The 16,328-nt window shown below is 41.2% G+C and carries 14 protein-coding genes, 1 tRNA gene and 2 pseudogenes; 10 read left to right on the top strand and 7 right to left on the bottom strand.

The genetic code is table 11. The features are described 5' to 3' along the window. Positions 1-8 precede the first annotated feature (8 nt). The 5 genes from ACE3JL_RS17995 to ACE3JL_RS18015 form a co-directional block, all read right to left on the bottom strand. On the bottom strand, positions 9-1,073 hold the full coding sequence (locus ACE3JL_RS17995) for an NAD-dependent epimerase/dehydratase family protein (RefSeq protein ID WP_375328067.1): 1,065 nt from the start codon (positions 1,071-1,073) through the stop codon (positions 9-11). 27 nt (positions 1,074-1,100) lie between these two features. Continuing rightward, positions 1,101-2,372 (bottom strand): glycosyltransferase, encoded by a 1,272-nt coding sequence (locus ACE3JL_RS18000; protein WP_375328068.1) that lies wholly within the window; start codon positions 2,370-2,372, stop codon positions 1,101-1,103. 39 nt (positions 2,373-2,411) lie between these two features. Continuing rightward, on the bottom strand, positions 2,412-3,938 hold the full coding sequence (locus ACE3JL_RS18005; RefSeq protein WP_375328069.1) for an ArnT family glycosyltransferase: 1,527 nt from the start codon (positions 3,936-3,938) through the stop codon (positions 2,412-2,414). A 76-nt stretch (positions 3,939-4,014) separates the two neighbouring features. Next, positions 4,015-5,082 carry an NAD-dependent epimerase/dehydratase family protein gene (locus ACE3JL_RS18010; protein ID WP_375328070.1) on the bottom strand — a complete coding sequence of 356 codons (1,068 nt, stop codon included), beginning with the start codon at positions 5,080-5,082 and terminating at the stop codon, positions 4,015-4,017. Positions 5,083-5,152: 70 nt separating this feature from the next. Then, positions 5,153-5,932, bottom strand: coding sequence for a pantothenate kinase (locus tag ACE3JL_RS18015; protein ID WP_271990973.1), 780 nt, complete (start codon positions 5,930-5,932; stop codon positions 5,153-5,155). A gap of 340 nt (positions 5,933-6,272) precedes the next feature. Between ACE3JL_RS18015 and ACE3JL_RS18020 the strand changes: the two genes are divergently transcribed. Further along, entirely contained in the window at positions 6,273-7,550 is a 1,278-nt protein-coding gene (locus tag ACE3JL_RS18020; RefSeq protein WP_375328071.1) for a M16 family metallopeptidase, read from the top strand. 3 nt (positions 7,551-7,553) lie between these two features. Continuing rightward, positions 7,554-8,813 carry a pitrilysin family protein gene (locus ACE3JL_RS18025; RefSeq protein ID WP_002789786.1) on the top strand — a complete coding sequence of 420 codons (1,260 nt, stop codon included), beginning with the start codon at positions 7,554-7,556 and terminating at the stop codon, positions 8,811-8,813. A gap of 295 nt (positions 8,814-9,108) precedes the next feature. Here ACE3JL_RS18025 and ACE3JL_RS18030 read toward each other — a convergent pair. Next, positions 9,109-9,180: transfer RNA gene (locus ACE3JL_RS18030), tRNA-Asn, on the bottom strand. A gap of 146 nt (positions 9,181-9,326) precedes the next feature. On the opposite strand from ACE3JL_RS18030, the gene ACE3JL_RS18035 reads away from it, so the two are divergent. The 6 genes and pseudogenes from ACE3JL_RS18035 to ACE3JL_RS18060 all read left to right on the top strand — a co-directional run bounded on the left by ACE3JL_RS18035 (position 9,327) and on the right by ACE3JL_RS18060 (position 13,380). Next, entirely contained in the window at positions 9,327-9,800 is a 474-nt protein-coding gene (locus tag ACE3JL_RS18035; protein ID WP_271990981.1) for a hypothetical protein, read from the top strand. Positions 9,801-10,187: 387 nt separating this feature from the next. After that, on the top strand, positions 10,188-10,706 hold the full coding sequence (locus ACE3JL_RS18040) for a hypothetical protein (protein WP_012265322.1): 519 nt from the start codon (positions 10,188-10,190) through the stop codon (positions 10,704-10,706). Positions 10,707-10,877: 171 nt separating this feature from the next. Beyond that, a pseudogene (locus ACE3JL_RS18045) lies at positions 10,878-10,982 on the top strand (EcoRI family type II restriction endonuclease); the annotation flags it as partial. A gap of 35 nt (positions 10,983-11,017) precedes the next feature. Then, positions 11,018-12,046, top strand: coding sequence for an adenine-specific methyltransferase EcoRI family protein (locus tag ACE3JL_RS18050; protein ID WP_375328072.1), 1,029 nt, complete (start codon positions 11,018-11,020; stop codon positions 12,044-12,046). A gap of 140 nt (positions 12,047-12,186) precedes the next feature. Continuing rightward, positions 12,187-12,405 (top strand): annotated as a pseudogene (locus ACE3JL_RS18055) (PhoH family protein); the annotation flags it as partial. 6 nt (positions 12,406-12,411) lie between these two features. Beyond that, a complete protein-coding gene (locus ACE3JL_RS18060; RefSeq protein WP_271990987.1) occupies positions 12,412-13,380 on the top strand; it encodes a cysteine synthase A in 969 nt (322 codons plus the stop codon). A gap of 286 nt (positions 13,381-13,666) precedes the next feature. Here ACE3JL_RS18060 and ACE3JL_RS18065 read toward each other — a convergent pair whose 3' ends face one another. Then, a complete protein-coding gene (locus ACE3JL_RS18065) occupies positions 13,667-14,941 on the bottom strand; it encodes a hypothetical protein (RefSeq protein ID WP_334311264.1) in 1,275 nt (424 codons plus the stop codon). Positions 14,942-14,994: 53 nt separating this feature from the next. Here ACE3JL_RS18065 and ACE3JL_RS18070 point away from each other — a divergent pair, with 53 nt between their 5' ends. Together ACE3JL_RS18070 and cutA are read left to right on the top strand one after the other, a co-directional pair. Beyond that, positions 14,995-15,702 carry a Crp/Fnr family transcriptional regulator gene (locus ACE3JL_RS18070; RefSeq protein WP_271990991.1) on the top strand — a complete coding sequence of 236 codons (708 nt, stop codon included), beginning with the start codon at positions 14,995-14,997 and terminating at the stop codon, positions 15,700-15,702. A 138-nt stretch (positions 15,703-15,840) separates the two neighbouring features. After that, positions 15,841-16,179 carry a divalent-cation tolerance protein CutA gene (gene cutA, locus ACE3JL_RS18075; protein WP_271990993.1) on the top strand — a complete coding sequence of 113 codons (339 nt, stop codon included), beginning with the start codon at positions 15,841-15,843 and terminating at the stop codon, positions 16,177-16,179. The last annotated feature ends 149 nt before the right edge of the window (positions 16,180-16,328 follow it).

Here is a 16,328-nt window from a genome sequence, read left to right on the forward strand (position 1 = left end):
ATTTTTCTTTAAAAAATACCTTTTAATTCCTTTTCGTGATTATGAATCCAATCAAAAATATCTTGGATTAATTTTCTACCGTCTCGCTGGGGTTGCCATGCAGTTATAGAACTGATTTTGCGAGAATCAGTGATAAAAATTGGCATATCTCCAGTGCGATTTTCGGGAACTGCCTCAATCATTATACTATTGCCCGTGATTTCTTGACATAGTTTTGTAGTTTCATAAAGGGACAAAGAAAAATCTTTCCCACCCCCCACATTAAAAGTCTGCCCTTTGAATTGTTCTAAATTAGCAATCTGAATATCGATTAAATCGAGTAAATCAGCTACATGAAGAAAATCTCTAACCTGTTTCCCCGTACCCCCGTAACCGATATATTTTAAGGACTTATGAAAGTAATGATTAGCTACCCAAAGGGCAAAAACTCCCTGATCAACTTTTCCCATCTGCCAAGGACCGGTTAAAACTCCACAACGATTAATTAAAGTTCTTAATCCGTAGGCATCCCCATATTCATTAATAATCAATTCTGATGCTAACTTAGTGGAACCGTAGAGAGAACGGGGCAAATCTAGGGGAAATTGTTCACTGATACCAAAAGCAGAAACCCCGGGTAAATCTTGCTGTTCAGATAACTGAAAACGAGTATCTGTTTCTGTATAGTTTAATTGATTAAGATAGGCGATGGGATAAACTCTGCTGGTGGAGAGAAAAATAAAATCTGCTTGGGTTTGTCTAGCTAATTCTAAACAGTTAATCGTTCCAATTAAGTTTGTTTGCAAAACATAGCCAGGGGAAGTATAACCAGCTAAAACGGAAGGTTCTGCCGAACATTCTAGGATTAAATCCACTGGCAAAGCGGATGCTTCTAAGTCTTCCGCATTTCTGACATCTCCATGAACAAATTCAATTCCCGCCTGTTTAAGACGGGGAATATTCAACTCGGAACCGCGACGTTTTAAGTTATCTAAGGCGATAATTTTCCAATCGGGATAACGTTGGGCTAATCCTAAACCTAAAGAACTGCCCACAAAACCCGCACCACCAGTAATTAACACTTGTCTAGTCATCAAAAATCCCCCTCTAGATAATAATTATCAACCGACTTGATTCTTTTTCTGTTTGCGCTTATAGTCGCCTCTAGAAAGGTGTTTTTCTAACCAGATAGAGAGAACTATAAATAAATAACGACTGCCCATTTCTTTGAGTTTTAACTTGGAAACCCCCGTGGTACGATTGCGCCAAGTGATGGGAATTGTCGTGTAGGAATATCCTCGCACGATTGCTTTTAAGGGCATCTCTACTGTTAAATTAAAATGGTGAGACAGTAGAGGTGAGATTCCTTCGATAACCTCCTTCCGATAGATTTTAAAGGCATTAGTAGTATCATTAAATTTTAGCCCAAATAAAACTTGAATAAATAGATTAGCCAAACGATTAACGATTAACTTGTGTATGGGATAATCAATAACTTTTCCTCCCTTGATAAAACGAGAACCAAAAACGCAATCGTAGCCTTCTTGCAGTTTATAATAATAGTCCACCATGTTATCAGGAGAGTCGGAATTATCTGCCATTACTACTGCCACTGCATCACCGCTAAAATTTTCTAATCCACAGCGCACCGCAAAACCAAAACCATTGGGATAATAGTTATTGATGTAGCGAATACGGGGATTTTCTTGGTTGATTTTTTGCAGAACTGCTTCGGTGTTATCTTTGCTATTGTCATTAACCACTAGGATTTCATAATCAATTTTATCCTCTTCTAAACGTTCAGATATTAAGTGAGTTGTGCTTTCGATGCAATCTTCTTCGTTGTAAGCAGGAATAACTATTGATAAGGTTTTTACTGCATAGTTATCCCTTGATTGACGTGGGTGAGAGTAACCGTCCATCTGGAAAGCTGGTGCTAATCCTTCGGGATAGTACATTTCTGTCTCATTAGTCTTATTCTTAGGTTTAAAAATTAGGCTATCACTGGCAACATAATTAATACTAGCTCCCACTAAAACCCCAATCATTGTGTTAACTCCGGGGCTAATTCCTAACCAGTTTAAGAAGGGAAATATCAAGAAAACTCGCAGTAAAACTGCTAAACCTGCCGAGAGATGATAGAGAGGAAGTTGTATCAAAATCACATCTCTGATTGTCCAATCTCCTCCAGTCCACACCCAGATTCTATAGATAAAGAAACTAGCAATTAAAGATATTTCTATAGAGATAACGTTGGCCACATTTTTGAGCCAAGGAGTAGTAAATCCCAAGTCATAGATAAACCAGTAAATTAGGGACAGGTTAATTAGAAATGCCACTCCTCCAGCGATGAGAAATCGGAAAATTTTATTGTTGTAGATTTTAGTTAACATAAGGAACTCAACTCAATATAAATTACAGATGATTATCTCTTATTTACCGTGTCTTGTTATGTATATATCACAACGTTTGTTAGAAAAAACGGGCTTGTCATTAGGATTATACAGGCTATTTAAATATTTTTTATCTTCTCGGTTTTCTCTTGTTTTGCGGCAAAAAACTATCGCCTCAACTTGATAATTAGCTCTTGATAACTTATAGAGAGCATTTTTTGATTCTTCCTCACTTGCTTGATTATGAATCATTAAGGCACGACGTTGACTATAGTAGGGTATCAATGAACTCCAATAATCTCCGTAGATTAACAAAACACCTTCAGGAGAAGTAACAGTTTGGACTTGAGAGGCAATTTCTAAGTAATTGATACTATAAAATTTTGTTTTAGGATGCCAGAAAGCTCGATAAAATTGCAGTTGTGATAACAAAATTAAAGCTAGGAAAAACCAGCCTACAGACTGCCAAATTTTCCGTTGTTTCTCTATTAATCCCATGATGGTAAATCCAGAAGCACCGAGGAGAAAGATAGCATTAGCATAGGGATAATAGTTATGAACAAAATGCAAATTGGTAAAAATGGCAACTGTCAATATAAATAGTAAACTTAAGCCATAACTTAGTAACTTTTTTGAGGTGAAAATTGGTAATATTACTAAAGCCATAACGCTGATTATCAATCCGCCAAAAACGTCATTTAGAGTCCTAGTTAGATAATTTCTCCACTGTGACCGAGATAATTTTTGAGCGATAGTTCCAAAGTTCCAATCTCTCAAAGCTTTCGAGGTGATAAAATCTGCTGCCATGGGATTGAGTAGCTTTTGGGCATCGGTAAAGTTAACCCAAATTTTGGCTATAAGGAAGGGTATGATTATAAAAACAACGACCGGTATCAATAAATCTCTCGCTAAGTTACGAGATGACTCTTTCTTAAACCAATTAGCACCTATCCAGACAGAAGCTAAAATTAAAAATCCAGCCATAGTCGTTACTTTAGTCAGACTGGCAGCGATTCCACAAAGACAGGCTAGTAAGGCAATAATTGGCGATTTATAGCGAAAATAAACCGCAATACAGGCCAGGTAAGCTAAAGAGAAAAATAGGGCGGTTGATTCAATCATGAATGTTCGCGCCCAAAACAGATAAAGAGGACTGGCTAAAAATAAACTCAAAAACAGCCAACGGAAAGCTCGTGCTACTTGTAAATAAGATAGGATTACATATATAGGAATCAAACTTAAATAAAAGAAAAAAGCACTCACAAATCTACCAGTTTGGTCAATGGGAGTCTGAAAAAGCTTAACTAAAATTGCAACTATTCCTTGATAGAGGGGAAACTCCATTGGAATTGACCAAGGCACTCCTAAAACAGGGGTTTCATAGGCTAACCAAGGACTACCTTTGAGTAAATAAAAGACCGAGATGGCCGTTTGAGTTTGACGAAAAGCGTGGACATCTATCAAAGGATTATTCCAGCCGCCGCTAATCCCCCAAAAACTATGGATTAAGCAAACTGCAAAAATTAAAAACAATATTTTCTCAGTCCATGATTTAGAAGCAAGCATATTTGACCATCTCCAGTTTTTTAACCCCATATACGCACAGACCCAGATAGTTTTGACATAGTAATCTAATGCTCTACTATAACCAACGGCTAACGTTTTGACTAAAAATTTCTTTGAGAATATCTGTTACTGTGTAGGTTAACTGCCAATCAGGATAATGATTTTTAAACTTACTCACATCAGAAATCCACCAGATATGATCACCAATACGATTAGTCTCTACATACTGCCAGTTTAACTTTTTAGCCGCAATCGCTTCACATTCTTGAATAGCTTCTAACATGGAACAATTACTAAAGCGACTACCACCAATATTATAAACTTCTGCCACTCGCGGGGCCTGATAAAAATGATAGAAAGCATTGACGAGATCGTAACTATGAATATTATCGCGTACCTGCTTACCCTTATACCCATAAATACTGTATTCTTTGCCAATCATCGTACATTTCATTAAGTAGGATAAAAACCCGTGTAATTGGGTTCCCGAATGACTAGGACCGGTTAAACAACCGCCACGAAAAGAGGCAGTTTTCATCTCAAAATAACGCCCGTATTCCTGTACTAATACATCCGCCGCTACTTTTGAGGCACCGAACAAAGAATGTTTACAAGCATCAATACTCATCAACTCGTCAATACCTTGAGCAAAATAAGGATGACTTTCCGAGATTTCCCAACGTAATTCTTTTTCTACTAAAGGCAATTCATTCGGTCTATCCCCGTAAACTTTATTAGTGGAACAAAAAATAAATACTGCTTGGGGACAGTGTTGACGAGTATTTTCTAATAAAACTAAAGTTCCGTTAGCATTGACACTAAAATCCATATAGGGATCCTTAGCTGCCCAATCGTGGGAAGGTTGCGCCGCCGTGTGGATAATTAAGGATATATCATGACTATAGGTTTTAAATATAGCTGCAATAGCTTCATGGTCGCGAATATCTACAGCGTGGTGAATGTATTTATCCCCGTAATCTTGGGATAATTTGGCTCGATTCCACTCCGTTGAAGCGTCTTCGCCAAAAAATACCTGACGCATATTATTATCGATACCGACGACAGTATAACCCCGATCACAAAAAAACCTGACTGATTCGGAACCGATTAAACCAGCAGAACCGGTTACTAGAACGATCGCCATAACTATATCCTGAATTTTTTGCCTAGTTGTTGAGAAATTTCCCAAGTTGAGAAAACTTTACCCGACTTTACTAGATAGGTTCGCCTTTGTCAATTAAACAGGAGGAGATTCCCTTAACTGCGGCAATTCCCTCAAAAATGATCGTCTTATCCACTAGGAGCGATGTAATGGCGTTTTCTTGCCAGTAATCCCTAATTAAGTCCCCATCTCCCCCTGTTAAAATTATCCTGCTCTCTGGAGATAAATTTAACCATTCCAGACTGAATTTTTCTATTCCCGCCAAAATTGTATAAATTATCCCACTTCTTATCCCTTCTGCTGTTTCTTTTGCCCACATCTGCGGTAATCTTGCCGATAAGGACACCTCTGGTAAGGCTGCCGTCCGTTCCCTTAAACTGGCTAATTGCACCTTTAACCCGGGTAAAATTGCCCCCCCCACTAGCTTTTTATCCCTATCCACTCCCGTAAAAGTTAAAGCTGTTCCCGCATCGATGACTAAACAGGGAAATCCGTATTTTTTCCCCGCACCTAAGACAGCTAAAGCTCGATCGATGCCGAATGTTGGATATAAATCCAGTAAAGGAATATCTTTTAAAGTAATTATCCGTAAATTGCCATAATTTGCCCATAATTCTCTTTGGCTAGGAACCACGGATGCGACAATCAATGCACAGTTACATTTATTTGTCAAGAGTTTAGGGAAAATTTGTTGCAAAAATTCATTACTTAGGGGTTCCCTCAGGTGAGGAGTATCGAGACAAGCTAACAGGGTTTGACCGCGAAAATACCCCCAATGTAGGCGAGAATTGCCGATCATCAACCCTATCCAGTCAGCATCTTGCTCAGTCATTTAGTTAGTGGAAATTATGAATTGGGGTGTGGGAAGTGGGGAAGTAGGGAAGTGGGGAAGTGGGGAAGTGGGGAAGTGGGGAAGTGGGGGGGGAATTATGAATTATGAATTATGAATTGGGGTGTGGGGTGTGGGGAGAATAAACAAAATAATCTTCTGTCTCCTGACTACTGACTCCTATCTCGGAGTCTCCTGTCTCGGAGTCTCTCGATGGCTTCAAGATAGTTGATATTCGGGGGAATTATCTAGAAATCATGACACAAGTTTTTTATATGGTTGAGCAGGCAAGAGATAATATAACCTATGTATAGAATTTAACAAAAAATCTGGTTAACGGACATTGATCAAGTCGATAGCGCAGTGTCAAACAAGTTCTTTTCCCGCTCAGGTATGGCAATTAGATCACGGCTTAACCGTAATTCATCAGTACTTACCCGTGACTCCTGTGGTGGTAGTAGATGTGTGGGTGAAAGCAGGTGCGGTCGCTGAACCCGATCCATGGTTAGGTATGGCCCATTTTCTCGAACACATGATCTTTAAGGGGACGAAAAAACTTCCCCCCGGACTCTTCGACTATTTAATCGAAAATTGTGGCGGAATGACCAACGCTGCCACCAGTCACGATTACGCGCACTTCTATCTCACCACCAGTGCGGATCAAATTGAACATACCCTACCCCATCTGGCCGAAATTCTCCTCCATGCTGAGATTGACGATGAAGAATTCTATCGGGAAAAAGATGTAGTCTTAGAAGAATTACGGGCCTGTTATGATGATCCCGATTGGATTGCCTACCAAACCCTCTGCGGAAGTATCTATCAAAACCATCCCTACGGACGCTCTATTTTAGGCGATCAACCCCGTTTAGAGCAATTAACCCCCAATCAAATGCGCTGTTTCCATCGCACCTATTATCAACCAGAAAATATGTGTGTGGCGATTATCGGGGGAATTGAACCCCAAGCAGCTTTAGAAATTATCCGGCAATCTTTTCGGGAATTTCCCGTCCCCTCGGAATCCCCAGCGAATCCAGTGGCTGCCGAACCCCCCCTGATCGAAATTCGTCGCTCCCAAGTATATTTACCCCATCTAGAACATTCTCGTCTCTTGATGGGATGGACTGGACCAGGATGCGATCGCCTAGAAGATGCCTTTGGATTAGACGTGCTTTCGGTAATTCTTGCTGGGGGACGCTGTTCGCGGTTAGTGCGACAGCTGCGGGAAGAAGCGCAAATCGTCCTCGATATTAACAGTAATTTTTCCCTGCAACGAGATTCCAGTCTCTTTACCATCGGCGCTTGGCTATCTAGCTCACAAATTGGGACAATTGAAGCTATTATCTGTGAACATCTCCAACATCTGCACGATCATCCCGTCACCCCCGCAGAATTACACCGCACTCAACAGTTATTAGCTAACGATTACATTTTCTCCACAGAAACCCCAGGCCAATTAGCCGGACTCTATGGATATTATCAAACCCTGAGAGCTGCCGACCTAGCAACGATCTATCCCCAAGTTATCCAAAGTTTGCAACCGTCAGATCTCCAGCGTCTCGCTCGCCAGTATCTCTCCCCAGAGCGATATGCTATTACAATAATGCAACCCCATGAATAAACGATGTCCGCTTCCCCCATTCACCGCTTAACCTTAGAAAATGGCATCACCCTTTTAGTGGTGGAAAATACGGCCGTGGAGTTAGTTGCAGGGAGGATTTTTCTCAAAAATGCGGGTACTCGTTGGGAAAAAACCGAAAAAGCGGGTTTATTTCGTCTGTTGGCCGTGCTGCTCACCAAAGGTACAGAAAAGTTATCTTCCCTAGAAATTGCTGATCGAGTTGAGTCCACGGGGGCCGGTTTAAGTGCGGACACGGGGACCGATTATTTTGTGGTTAGTTTAAAGACCGTTACCAAGGATTTTCTAGATATATTGCGTCTAGCGGCGGAAATTATTCGTTTTCCCAGTTTTCCACCCCCAGAAATCGAATTAGAGAAAAATCTCACCCGTCAAAGCATTCGCTCTCAATTGGAACAGCCTTTTAATGTAGCTTTTAATCAATTACGCGCCGCTATGTACCCGGATCATCCCTATGGTATGTCTTTATTGGGTACGGAGGCAACGGTTTCGCAGTTGCAACGGGATGACCTTCTCGCCTATCATAGTCGCTTTTTCCGTCCCGATAACCTCGTGATTAGTCTTTCTGGCCGTATTACCCTAGAGCAAGCAGTAAAAGCAGTGACGGAAATTTTTGGCAGTTGGTCAATTCCCGATCTTCCTTTATCTAGTTTACCCCCCGCCGCTTTTGATTTTCAGCCCACCTGTTTAACTACCGTCCAAGCTAGTCAACAGGCGATCGTTATGTTAGGATACCCCGGCTCTTCTGTACAAGAGGATGATTATGCCGTTTTAAAATTATTGAGTACCTATCTGGGAAATGGCTTATCTAGTCGTTTATTCGTGGAATTGCGAGAAAAACGGGGATTAGCCTACGATGTTTCTGCTTTTTATCCCACCCGTCTCGATTCTTCCCAATTTGTCATTTATATGGGAACTGCACCCCAAAACACAGCGATCGCAGTGTCGGGATTGCGTCAGGAAGCAGAAAGGTTATATAAAGTAACTTTGAGTGAGGAGGAGTTACAGTCAGCTAAAAATAAGTTATTGGGTCAATATGCTCTCGGTAAACAAACTAACGCCGAAATCGCTCAGTTATACGGTTGGTATGAAAGCTTAGGTTTGGGGATTGAATTTGATCGCACTTTCCTGGATTCTATTAATCAGATTACTCCCGAACAAGCGCGATCGGTAGCCAGTAAATATTTTCAAAATCCCTACATTTCCCTAGTCGGTCCAGAAAATGCGATCGCAGAAATTCTCTAGGTAGTCCCACAGAAAACGGGTTTCTCCGAGAAACCCGTTTTCTACTCATGCACTCATGCAAAATGGAGAATAAATAATCAGTTTTTAATAACTGGATTTAGTATCAGGAGATAAGATATAGGAGATAGGTGTTGGGGTTTTAGGGTTTTGGGGTTTTAGTTGAAATTCCCCATTTTCCCAACCCCCGCTCCCATCTCATAGACAGTCTCAACGAGTAATTTAGATAGTCAACAGCTTAGTTAAAAACATCAAAAAGCGGCAATAAAAAACTATTGCCGCTACTATTTTTGATGAACTCCCCGGGTGGGATTCGAACCTACGACCAATCGGTTAACAGCCGACCGCTCTACCACTGAGCTACCGAGGAAAGCTACTCACAATTAACAATTATAATCATAAGTCCCTCAATAATGCAAGTGTTTTCTGGATTTTTTCTCAAAAAATTTCCGGTGCCGGTAGCGGTGGGCGGAGAATCAACTATTGTGGAGATAAGGACACCATTAAGTCTAGTCTATGCTTGCCCATCACCGCCGTCCCGTTTCCTTCTGTCTGCTCTCGACAGATCTACCCATCCTCTCCACTTTAGACACTTCCGCTACCCTCTACCAAAAGGATCGCCACCGGTTTCATCTTCTCCTCAATCAACCACCAGTCGCTCTCTCAGAAATAGAGACACTTCAACCCAAAAATAATCAAAATAAATTAATTTGGCTAGAAATTTCGGCCAATCGGGTAATTATGACCATGCAGGGCCAGGGAAAATTCGCCTATCGTCATTTTTGGGAGCAAGGGGTTTTTGGTGTCAGTCGCTACTGGTTAAATGCCGAAAGTCCTCAACCGAGTTACGCTTTTCGCGTCCGCAACTATACCCGTAGTCTCCAATTAGAGGGGAATAATTTCCCCGAATATTTGCGTCTAGAGTACGAATTATGGTCAGATAACCTGATTTTAGGTCATTATGTCCTTCATTTGCAAGTACACCAATAAATAGGCTTGGCTGAATAGAGCTAAAAATCTTGTGGGATAGGACTTTTAGGCTTTTTTGTCCTCAAAAAGTGCCAGCCACGGTAGCGATCGGGTGGCAAAATTTAGACACTTTTTCCCCGAAAATTAGTTAATTGTCGGGTGGATTGAAGACTTAGTGCTACACTTCCCGAAAAGTCTATTTTATTTCAGCTTGCTGTTAGGAATCCACTTAAAAGACGTTGTTTAATCTGGCTAATATGCTCTTGGCTATGATATGGGAAAAAGTTCCAGCAATTGAGCTAAAATGGGGTAGTATGCAGAAAATTTCCACCTATCGTTACTCTCAGGACTGTTAGACAGAAAGTTTCTGTATAATATGCAGTTGTGTGTCTATGACGAGGTAATGCTATGGCCCTTTTGGCCGAAGAAATAGTTGAAGAATGGCTGAATAGGCAGGGTTACTTCACCATACGTGGTATCCGTCTTGGCGTTAATGAAATTGATTTGGTTGCGGTGAAGTTCAGATCAGGCGAAAGTCCTGTCTGCCGTCATGTAGAGGTCCAGGCGTCGATGAGGCCAGTCAGCTACATCTCCAAGGTTCCCAAAGCTGCGCGAAAGACTGGTCGGGCTGCGAATAGCGCAGCACGTTCGCCCGAGGAACTCGTGGAAGGTGTCGCCGAGTGGGTTGAGGGGAAATTCCACGCTACCAAAAAGCGCTCCCTTATGGAAATTCTGTGGAGCGGTGAGTGGTCTTCGGAGCTAGTCATAAATAACGTCAAATCTGAGCAGGAAGTAGAGCTAATTGCCGAGCATGGAATAATCATACACCGGCTTCCAGATATTGTTCGCGAGCTTAAAATTAACAAATTCCCCATCAAGAGTGCTGCTGGTTCGGATTTTATAGACCTGTTGCAGCTATCGCCGTAGATCGCTATCGCTCGCTGTAGGGTGCGTTCCCTAATGCAAGTCCTACTACTGCAGCGATCGCTTTTGGGGAACGCATCATGCACATTGATGGAAACTGTGAAGTTAGAAGCATGAAACCCAACCCCCGATCATGTTACGCTACCGCTAACCCGTCCTAGAAATAATTGTGCCTCCCTACTTATCAAAAAAATGTTTGATATTATGCTTGAAATTCCTAAAACCTCTCTTCAAGTATTAGGCAGTGAAATATTTAATCAGATAACCAAAAGTAAATAAAAACAAAAGATTTATTAAATCAAAAAAGGTTGAACATGGTAAGAAATGCGACAAATAAATTATTGCAAAATGCTAAAAAACTAAAAAGTGACGAGTTTTATACACAACTTTCAGATATAGAAAGTGAGTTGCAACATTATAAAAGTCATTTTGAAAATAAAGTAGTTTATTGCAATTGCGATGACCCCCGAATTAGTAACTTTTTTAAGTATTTTGCTGCAAACTTCAAAAAGTTAGGTCTAAAAAAAATAATAACATCTTGTTATCGAGAACAAGTGAGAGATTTATTTAATACAGAAGAAGATGAAAAGGGTTTTTTCTTTGAATATACAGGTACAGAGAGAGAAAAAAATAAACCTATTTCCCCTGACATTGTTTACTTTAATGGAGATGGGGATTTTCGTAGTCCTGAAAGTATTGAACTATTAAAAAAGTCCGATGTTGTTGTGACTAATCCCCCATTTTCATTATTCAGAGAATATGTAGGTCAATTAGTTAAATACGACAAAAAGTTTTTGATAATTGGCAATATTAATGCAATAACCTATAAAGAAATTTTCAAACTAATTAAAGAAAACAAAGCGTGGTTAGGAATAAATCTTGGTAGAGGTATTTCTGGTTTCATTGTTCCCGAACAATATGAACTTTATGGAACAGAAGCTCGTATTGACAATTCTGGAAATAGAATAGTTTCTCCAAATAATTGTTTATGGTTAACCAACTTAGACACATCAAAACGGCACGAAGATATGGCTCTCACAAAAAGATATTTTGGCAATGAAGCTGAATATCCAAAATATGACAATTATGATGGAATTAATGTCAATAAAACCCAAGACATTCCCTTAGACTTCAAGGGTGTTATGGGTGTACCAATAACATTTTTACATAAATTCAATCCCGACCAATTTGAAATAATTAAATTCAGGAAAGGGAATGATGATAAAGATTTATCAGTAAATGGGAAATGTCCTTATTTTAGAATACTAATCAAGAATAAACGAACACAGACTGAATACATTGATTTAACTGACAAAGAAAAACAATGTATAAATCAGTCCTAGGGTGCGTTCCCTAATGCAAGTCCTGCTGCTCCAGCGATCGATTTTGGGGAACGCACCATGCACATTGATTGCAGCTGTCAGTCTAAGTGCGATCGCTATCGCCGTAGGGAGCGTTCCTTAAGGTCATTGCGATCGCATTGATGATCTTAATGCGCTTGGGATTCGGTTCACACCTGGTAGTAACTGGAGATGTCACTTAAACCGATTTACCGCAACAACAAGAATCGGGGTTAATTGCGGCTCAAAAAATCCTAAAATCAGTAGAAGGGATCGCTTTTTGTTACCTATCGCGGGCCGATGGGGTGCGTCATCCCTTAATACAAAAAATCCTCTCAGCCTACGAACAGCACGAAAAATAAGAGATTATGGATATTAAAAATGGTTTCGTCGACGCGGTGGGTAATACTCCCCTAATTCGTCTCAACAGTTTTAGCGAGGAAACCGGCTGCGAGATTCTCGGTAAGGCCGAATTTCTTAACCCCGGTGGTTCGGTCAAAGATCGCGCCGCTTTATATATTATCCAAGAAGCGGAAAAAGCCGGTACTCTCCAACCCGGGGGAACCGTTGTCGAAGGAACGGCCGGCAATACTGGCATCGGTTTGGCCCATATCTGCAATGCTAAAGGTTATAAATGCCTGATTGTCATTCCCGATACCCAATCCCAAGAGAAAATCGACTTATTAAGAACCCTTGGTGCCCAAGTGCGTACTGTTCCCGCCGTTCCCTACCGAGATGCCAATAATTACGTTAAATTATCGGGGAGATTGGCCAGGGAGATGGAAAATGCTATCTGGGCCAATCAATTCGATAATCTGGCAAATCGTCGCGCTCACTACGAAACCACCGGCCGGGAAATCTGGGAACAAACCGACGGTAAAATTGATGCTTGGGTGGCTGCCACGGGAACCGGGGGAACCTACGCGGGGGTGGCGATGTTTTTAAAAGACCAAAATCCCCAGGTGCGTTGCGTGGTGGCGGATCCGATGGGTAGCGGTTTATATAGTTATGTGAAAACCGGGACAATTATTCTGGAAGGTAGTTCAATTACCGAAGGGATTGGGAATAGTCGTATTACGGCTAATATGGAAGATGCTCCCATAGATGATGCCATTCAAATTGATGATCCCACTGCCATCAAAGTTGTTTATCAACTATTACGAAAAGATGGTTTATTTATGGGGGGTTCTGTGGGGATTAATGTCGGTGCGGCCGTCGCTTTAGCAAAACAAATGGGACCAGGCCACACCATTGTTACTGTTCTTTGTGATGGTGGGGCCCGTTATCAATCTCGTTTATATAATCCTCAATGGTTAGCTGAGAAAGGATTAGCTTAAATTGCTGTTAGGGTTAAGTCACCTGTCAGCTAGATTAAGGCGATGAACCCAGAATTTTACAGGAAAATCAGGAATTATCGAAAAAAATAGTTAATTAGTGCATTTGTTCTCAATAAAAACCTGAAGTTTTACTTTTAACTCAAAACTCTTTAGATAGGGGTTGCTGAAAAAGTTTGTTGGTGGGGTTAGGCTTCGGCGTGAAACTTCGGCGTGAGCTTTTGTCGAACGCTCAGATAAGCAAGAGGGCTACGCCACTACTACCAAATCATTACCCAGTATCTGAGTTTTACTGCTGAGGTTGATTTTTTTTAGCATTATTGACCTTCTCACCTCTAAGAGCAGAAAATAAGCAGAGACGACCTAAACCTAAGATTGCTGGTGAGAAGTTTTCTTGCCCTTCGACTTGGCTCAGCTTGCCCTGAGCTAAGTCGAGGGGAGCAAGACTGGGGGACTCTAGATTACAATCAGCAAATTCTTGCTGTATTTCTGTTAGAAAATAGGGCCAAATAGTTAAGAAAAAATTACCGCTAAAAATTATTCGATCGATATCTTCAAGACTTTTTTGCTGTTTTTCTAACAAATCATTAACTTTTTGTTTTAAATTATCTAGATATGGTAATATTATCTTCCTACTTAGATCGCTGCGACTGACCGTCCAAGTATGACCAGCTAGAGAGGAAGTAAATTCGCTTTCTTCTTGCAGGATTAATTTAGTTAATTTGGCGGCTGCCAGTAAAGATTTTTTTAAGGGATTAGTATCGGTGAGATCGGAAAGGGAAAGAGGCAAAAAAGAACGCCAGAGAGGATAAATTAACTGAGAGAGTATGGCCTGTTCGTAGGTGTTTTCCCCGTAGTTAAAATGACTCATAGCGATCGCTTGACGGGATAAAGAGCAAGTTTGCGGTGGGACTTCCACTATTGCTAAAGTGGTGATTTCTCGTTTCCCTTCGATCACCAGTAGGGTTTGGGGTTGGGGTTGGCTGCTAGTGGGAATATAGGCCAGAGCAGTAGCGATCGCTGTTTCTAGACTAGAGAGGCGATCGGGGGGTATTAGTTGCGCTCTGAGAAGGGCTTTTTTTAGGTCATCCGTGCAGGTTTCCCCGTCATCACTGATAACAATAGCTTCTAATCGTTCTAGGGCTTCCCAGAGCCAAGAATCGGCGCTAAAATCCCGATTAGATAGCCAACTAATTAGATATTCGTCCACCTGGGAGCAGGGTAAGCGATCGCTTGTTCCCGTTGCCAGACTCCAAGAAAGAGGATACAAATCGATTAATCCTTGGCTTTCCCGAAAAAAGACGATTTTTACCCCTGGTGGTTGTACCTCCATTCCCAGAGACCAACGGGCAACTTCCGGGGTTTGATCAGGCAATAATAAGGGAGAAAGCATCACTCTGGCCGATTCTAAATGTTGACGAGTGGCGATAATTGTCTCGGAAGTAACTTCCTGCGGGTGAACTAGAGATGAAATCACCCCAGAAAGAATCTGATCGATCTCGGTTAGTAGGGAGGAAAAATCCTGTTTATTGGTCACTGGATAGATAAATAAAAATACCCACAACTGTATATTGTAGAATCACCCGCCTAAAACGAACAAAATTTAAGTATTAAACCATGGAAGAAAAACGCTATCCTGCGGAAAAATCAGCAGAGATTCAAAAATTATTGGATACTGCCACTTTATTGGTGGGGTTATCGCCTGAAACCCTCAATAAAGTTACTGCTCATGCTGTGACCCTTAACCATCCTGCTAATCGGGCGATTTTATTAGAAAATGATTGGGGAGGTTCGGTTTACTTTATTTTGGATGGTTGGGTGAAAATTCGTACTTACAATATGGAAGGCAAAGAAGTTACCCTAAATATCGTCGGTAAAGGGGAAATAGTGGGAGAAATGGCCGCTTTAGAAGAATCTCCCCGCTCTACTGATGCTATCACCCTAACTGCGGCTACAATTAGCAGTATTCCCGCCCAAGATTTTGTTAATCTGCTCAAATCGGAACCTTTAGCGGGAATTCGTCTTGCTCAATTGATGGCCAAGCGTTTACGTCAACTTAACCGGCGTTTACGTTTGCGCGAGGCCGATAGTCTCTCCAAAGTCGCTGATACTTTACTCTTTTTGGCCGAAGGTCAAGGACAAAAAAACAGCCAGGGTACGATAATTCCTAATTTACCTCACCGGGAATTGAGTGGTATTAGTGGCTTGGCCCGGGAAACCGTAACCCGCTCCTTGACTAAATTGCAGAAAAAAGGCCTGATTCAACGAGAGCAGGAATCTCTGTGTATTCCCGATCTGGCCGCTTTAGAAAAAGTGATCACCTAAATTCAGTGATCAGTTATCGGTTATCATACTAAATCCGGTTATTAAAGACTGATTATCTATTCCTCCTTTTGCCTTTTGCCTGTTGCCTATTGCATTAGTGCCTATCTTCACTAGGAAATTTATTTTGCACGACTACTTATGACTGAAAAATTAACAGGTTTTGGAGTGGTGCTGGTGACAACGGCCAGCGAAACGGCAGCGGAAAACTTAGCGATCGCCTTACTTAACGATCGCCTGGCCGCTTGTGTCAGTATTTACCCGATGCGTTCCATTTATCGTTGGCAAGGACAGATTGAAAACGAGAGCGAATGGCAATTAGTAATCAAAACCGATTTAAAGCAGTTTGAGCAGTTATCGGAGAAGATACAGGAACTTCATAGCTATGCCGTCCCAGAAATCATCGCTTTACCGATTGTGGCGGGTTCTCAGACCTATTTGGACTGGTTAGCCTCCCATACCGGTGGGGTGTCAGAATAGACCAATCGGCCACTTGAGCGAAAAAAATCTATACAATTCTTAATAAACTATCTCAGGAAGCGCAAAAAGTTTTAATCTAGATGCTGATTAAATTTTTAAACATCTGGTTTTAAGACCGATCGCCTCCACGATTGGAGAACTCAGCACAT

Origin of the sequence: Microcystis sp. BLCC-F210 (assembly GCF_042134685.1) — a bacterium.
Classification (GTDB): domain Bacteria; phylum Cyanobacteriota; class Cyanobacteriia; order Cyanobacteriales; family Microcystaceae; genus Microcystis; species Microcystis aeruginosa_D.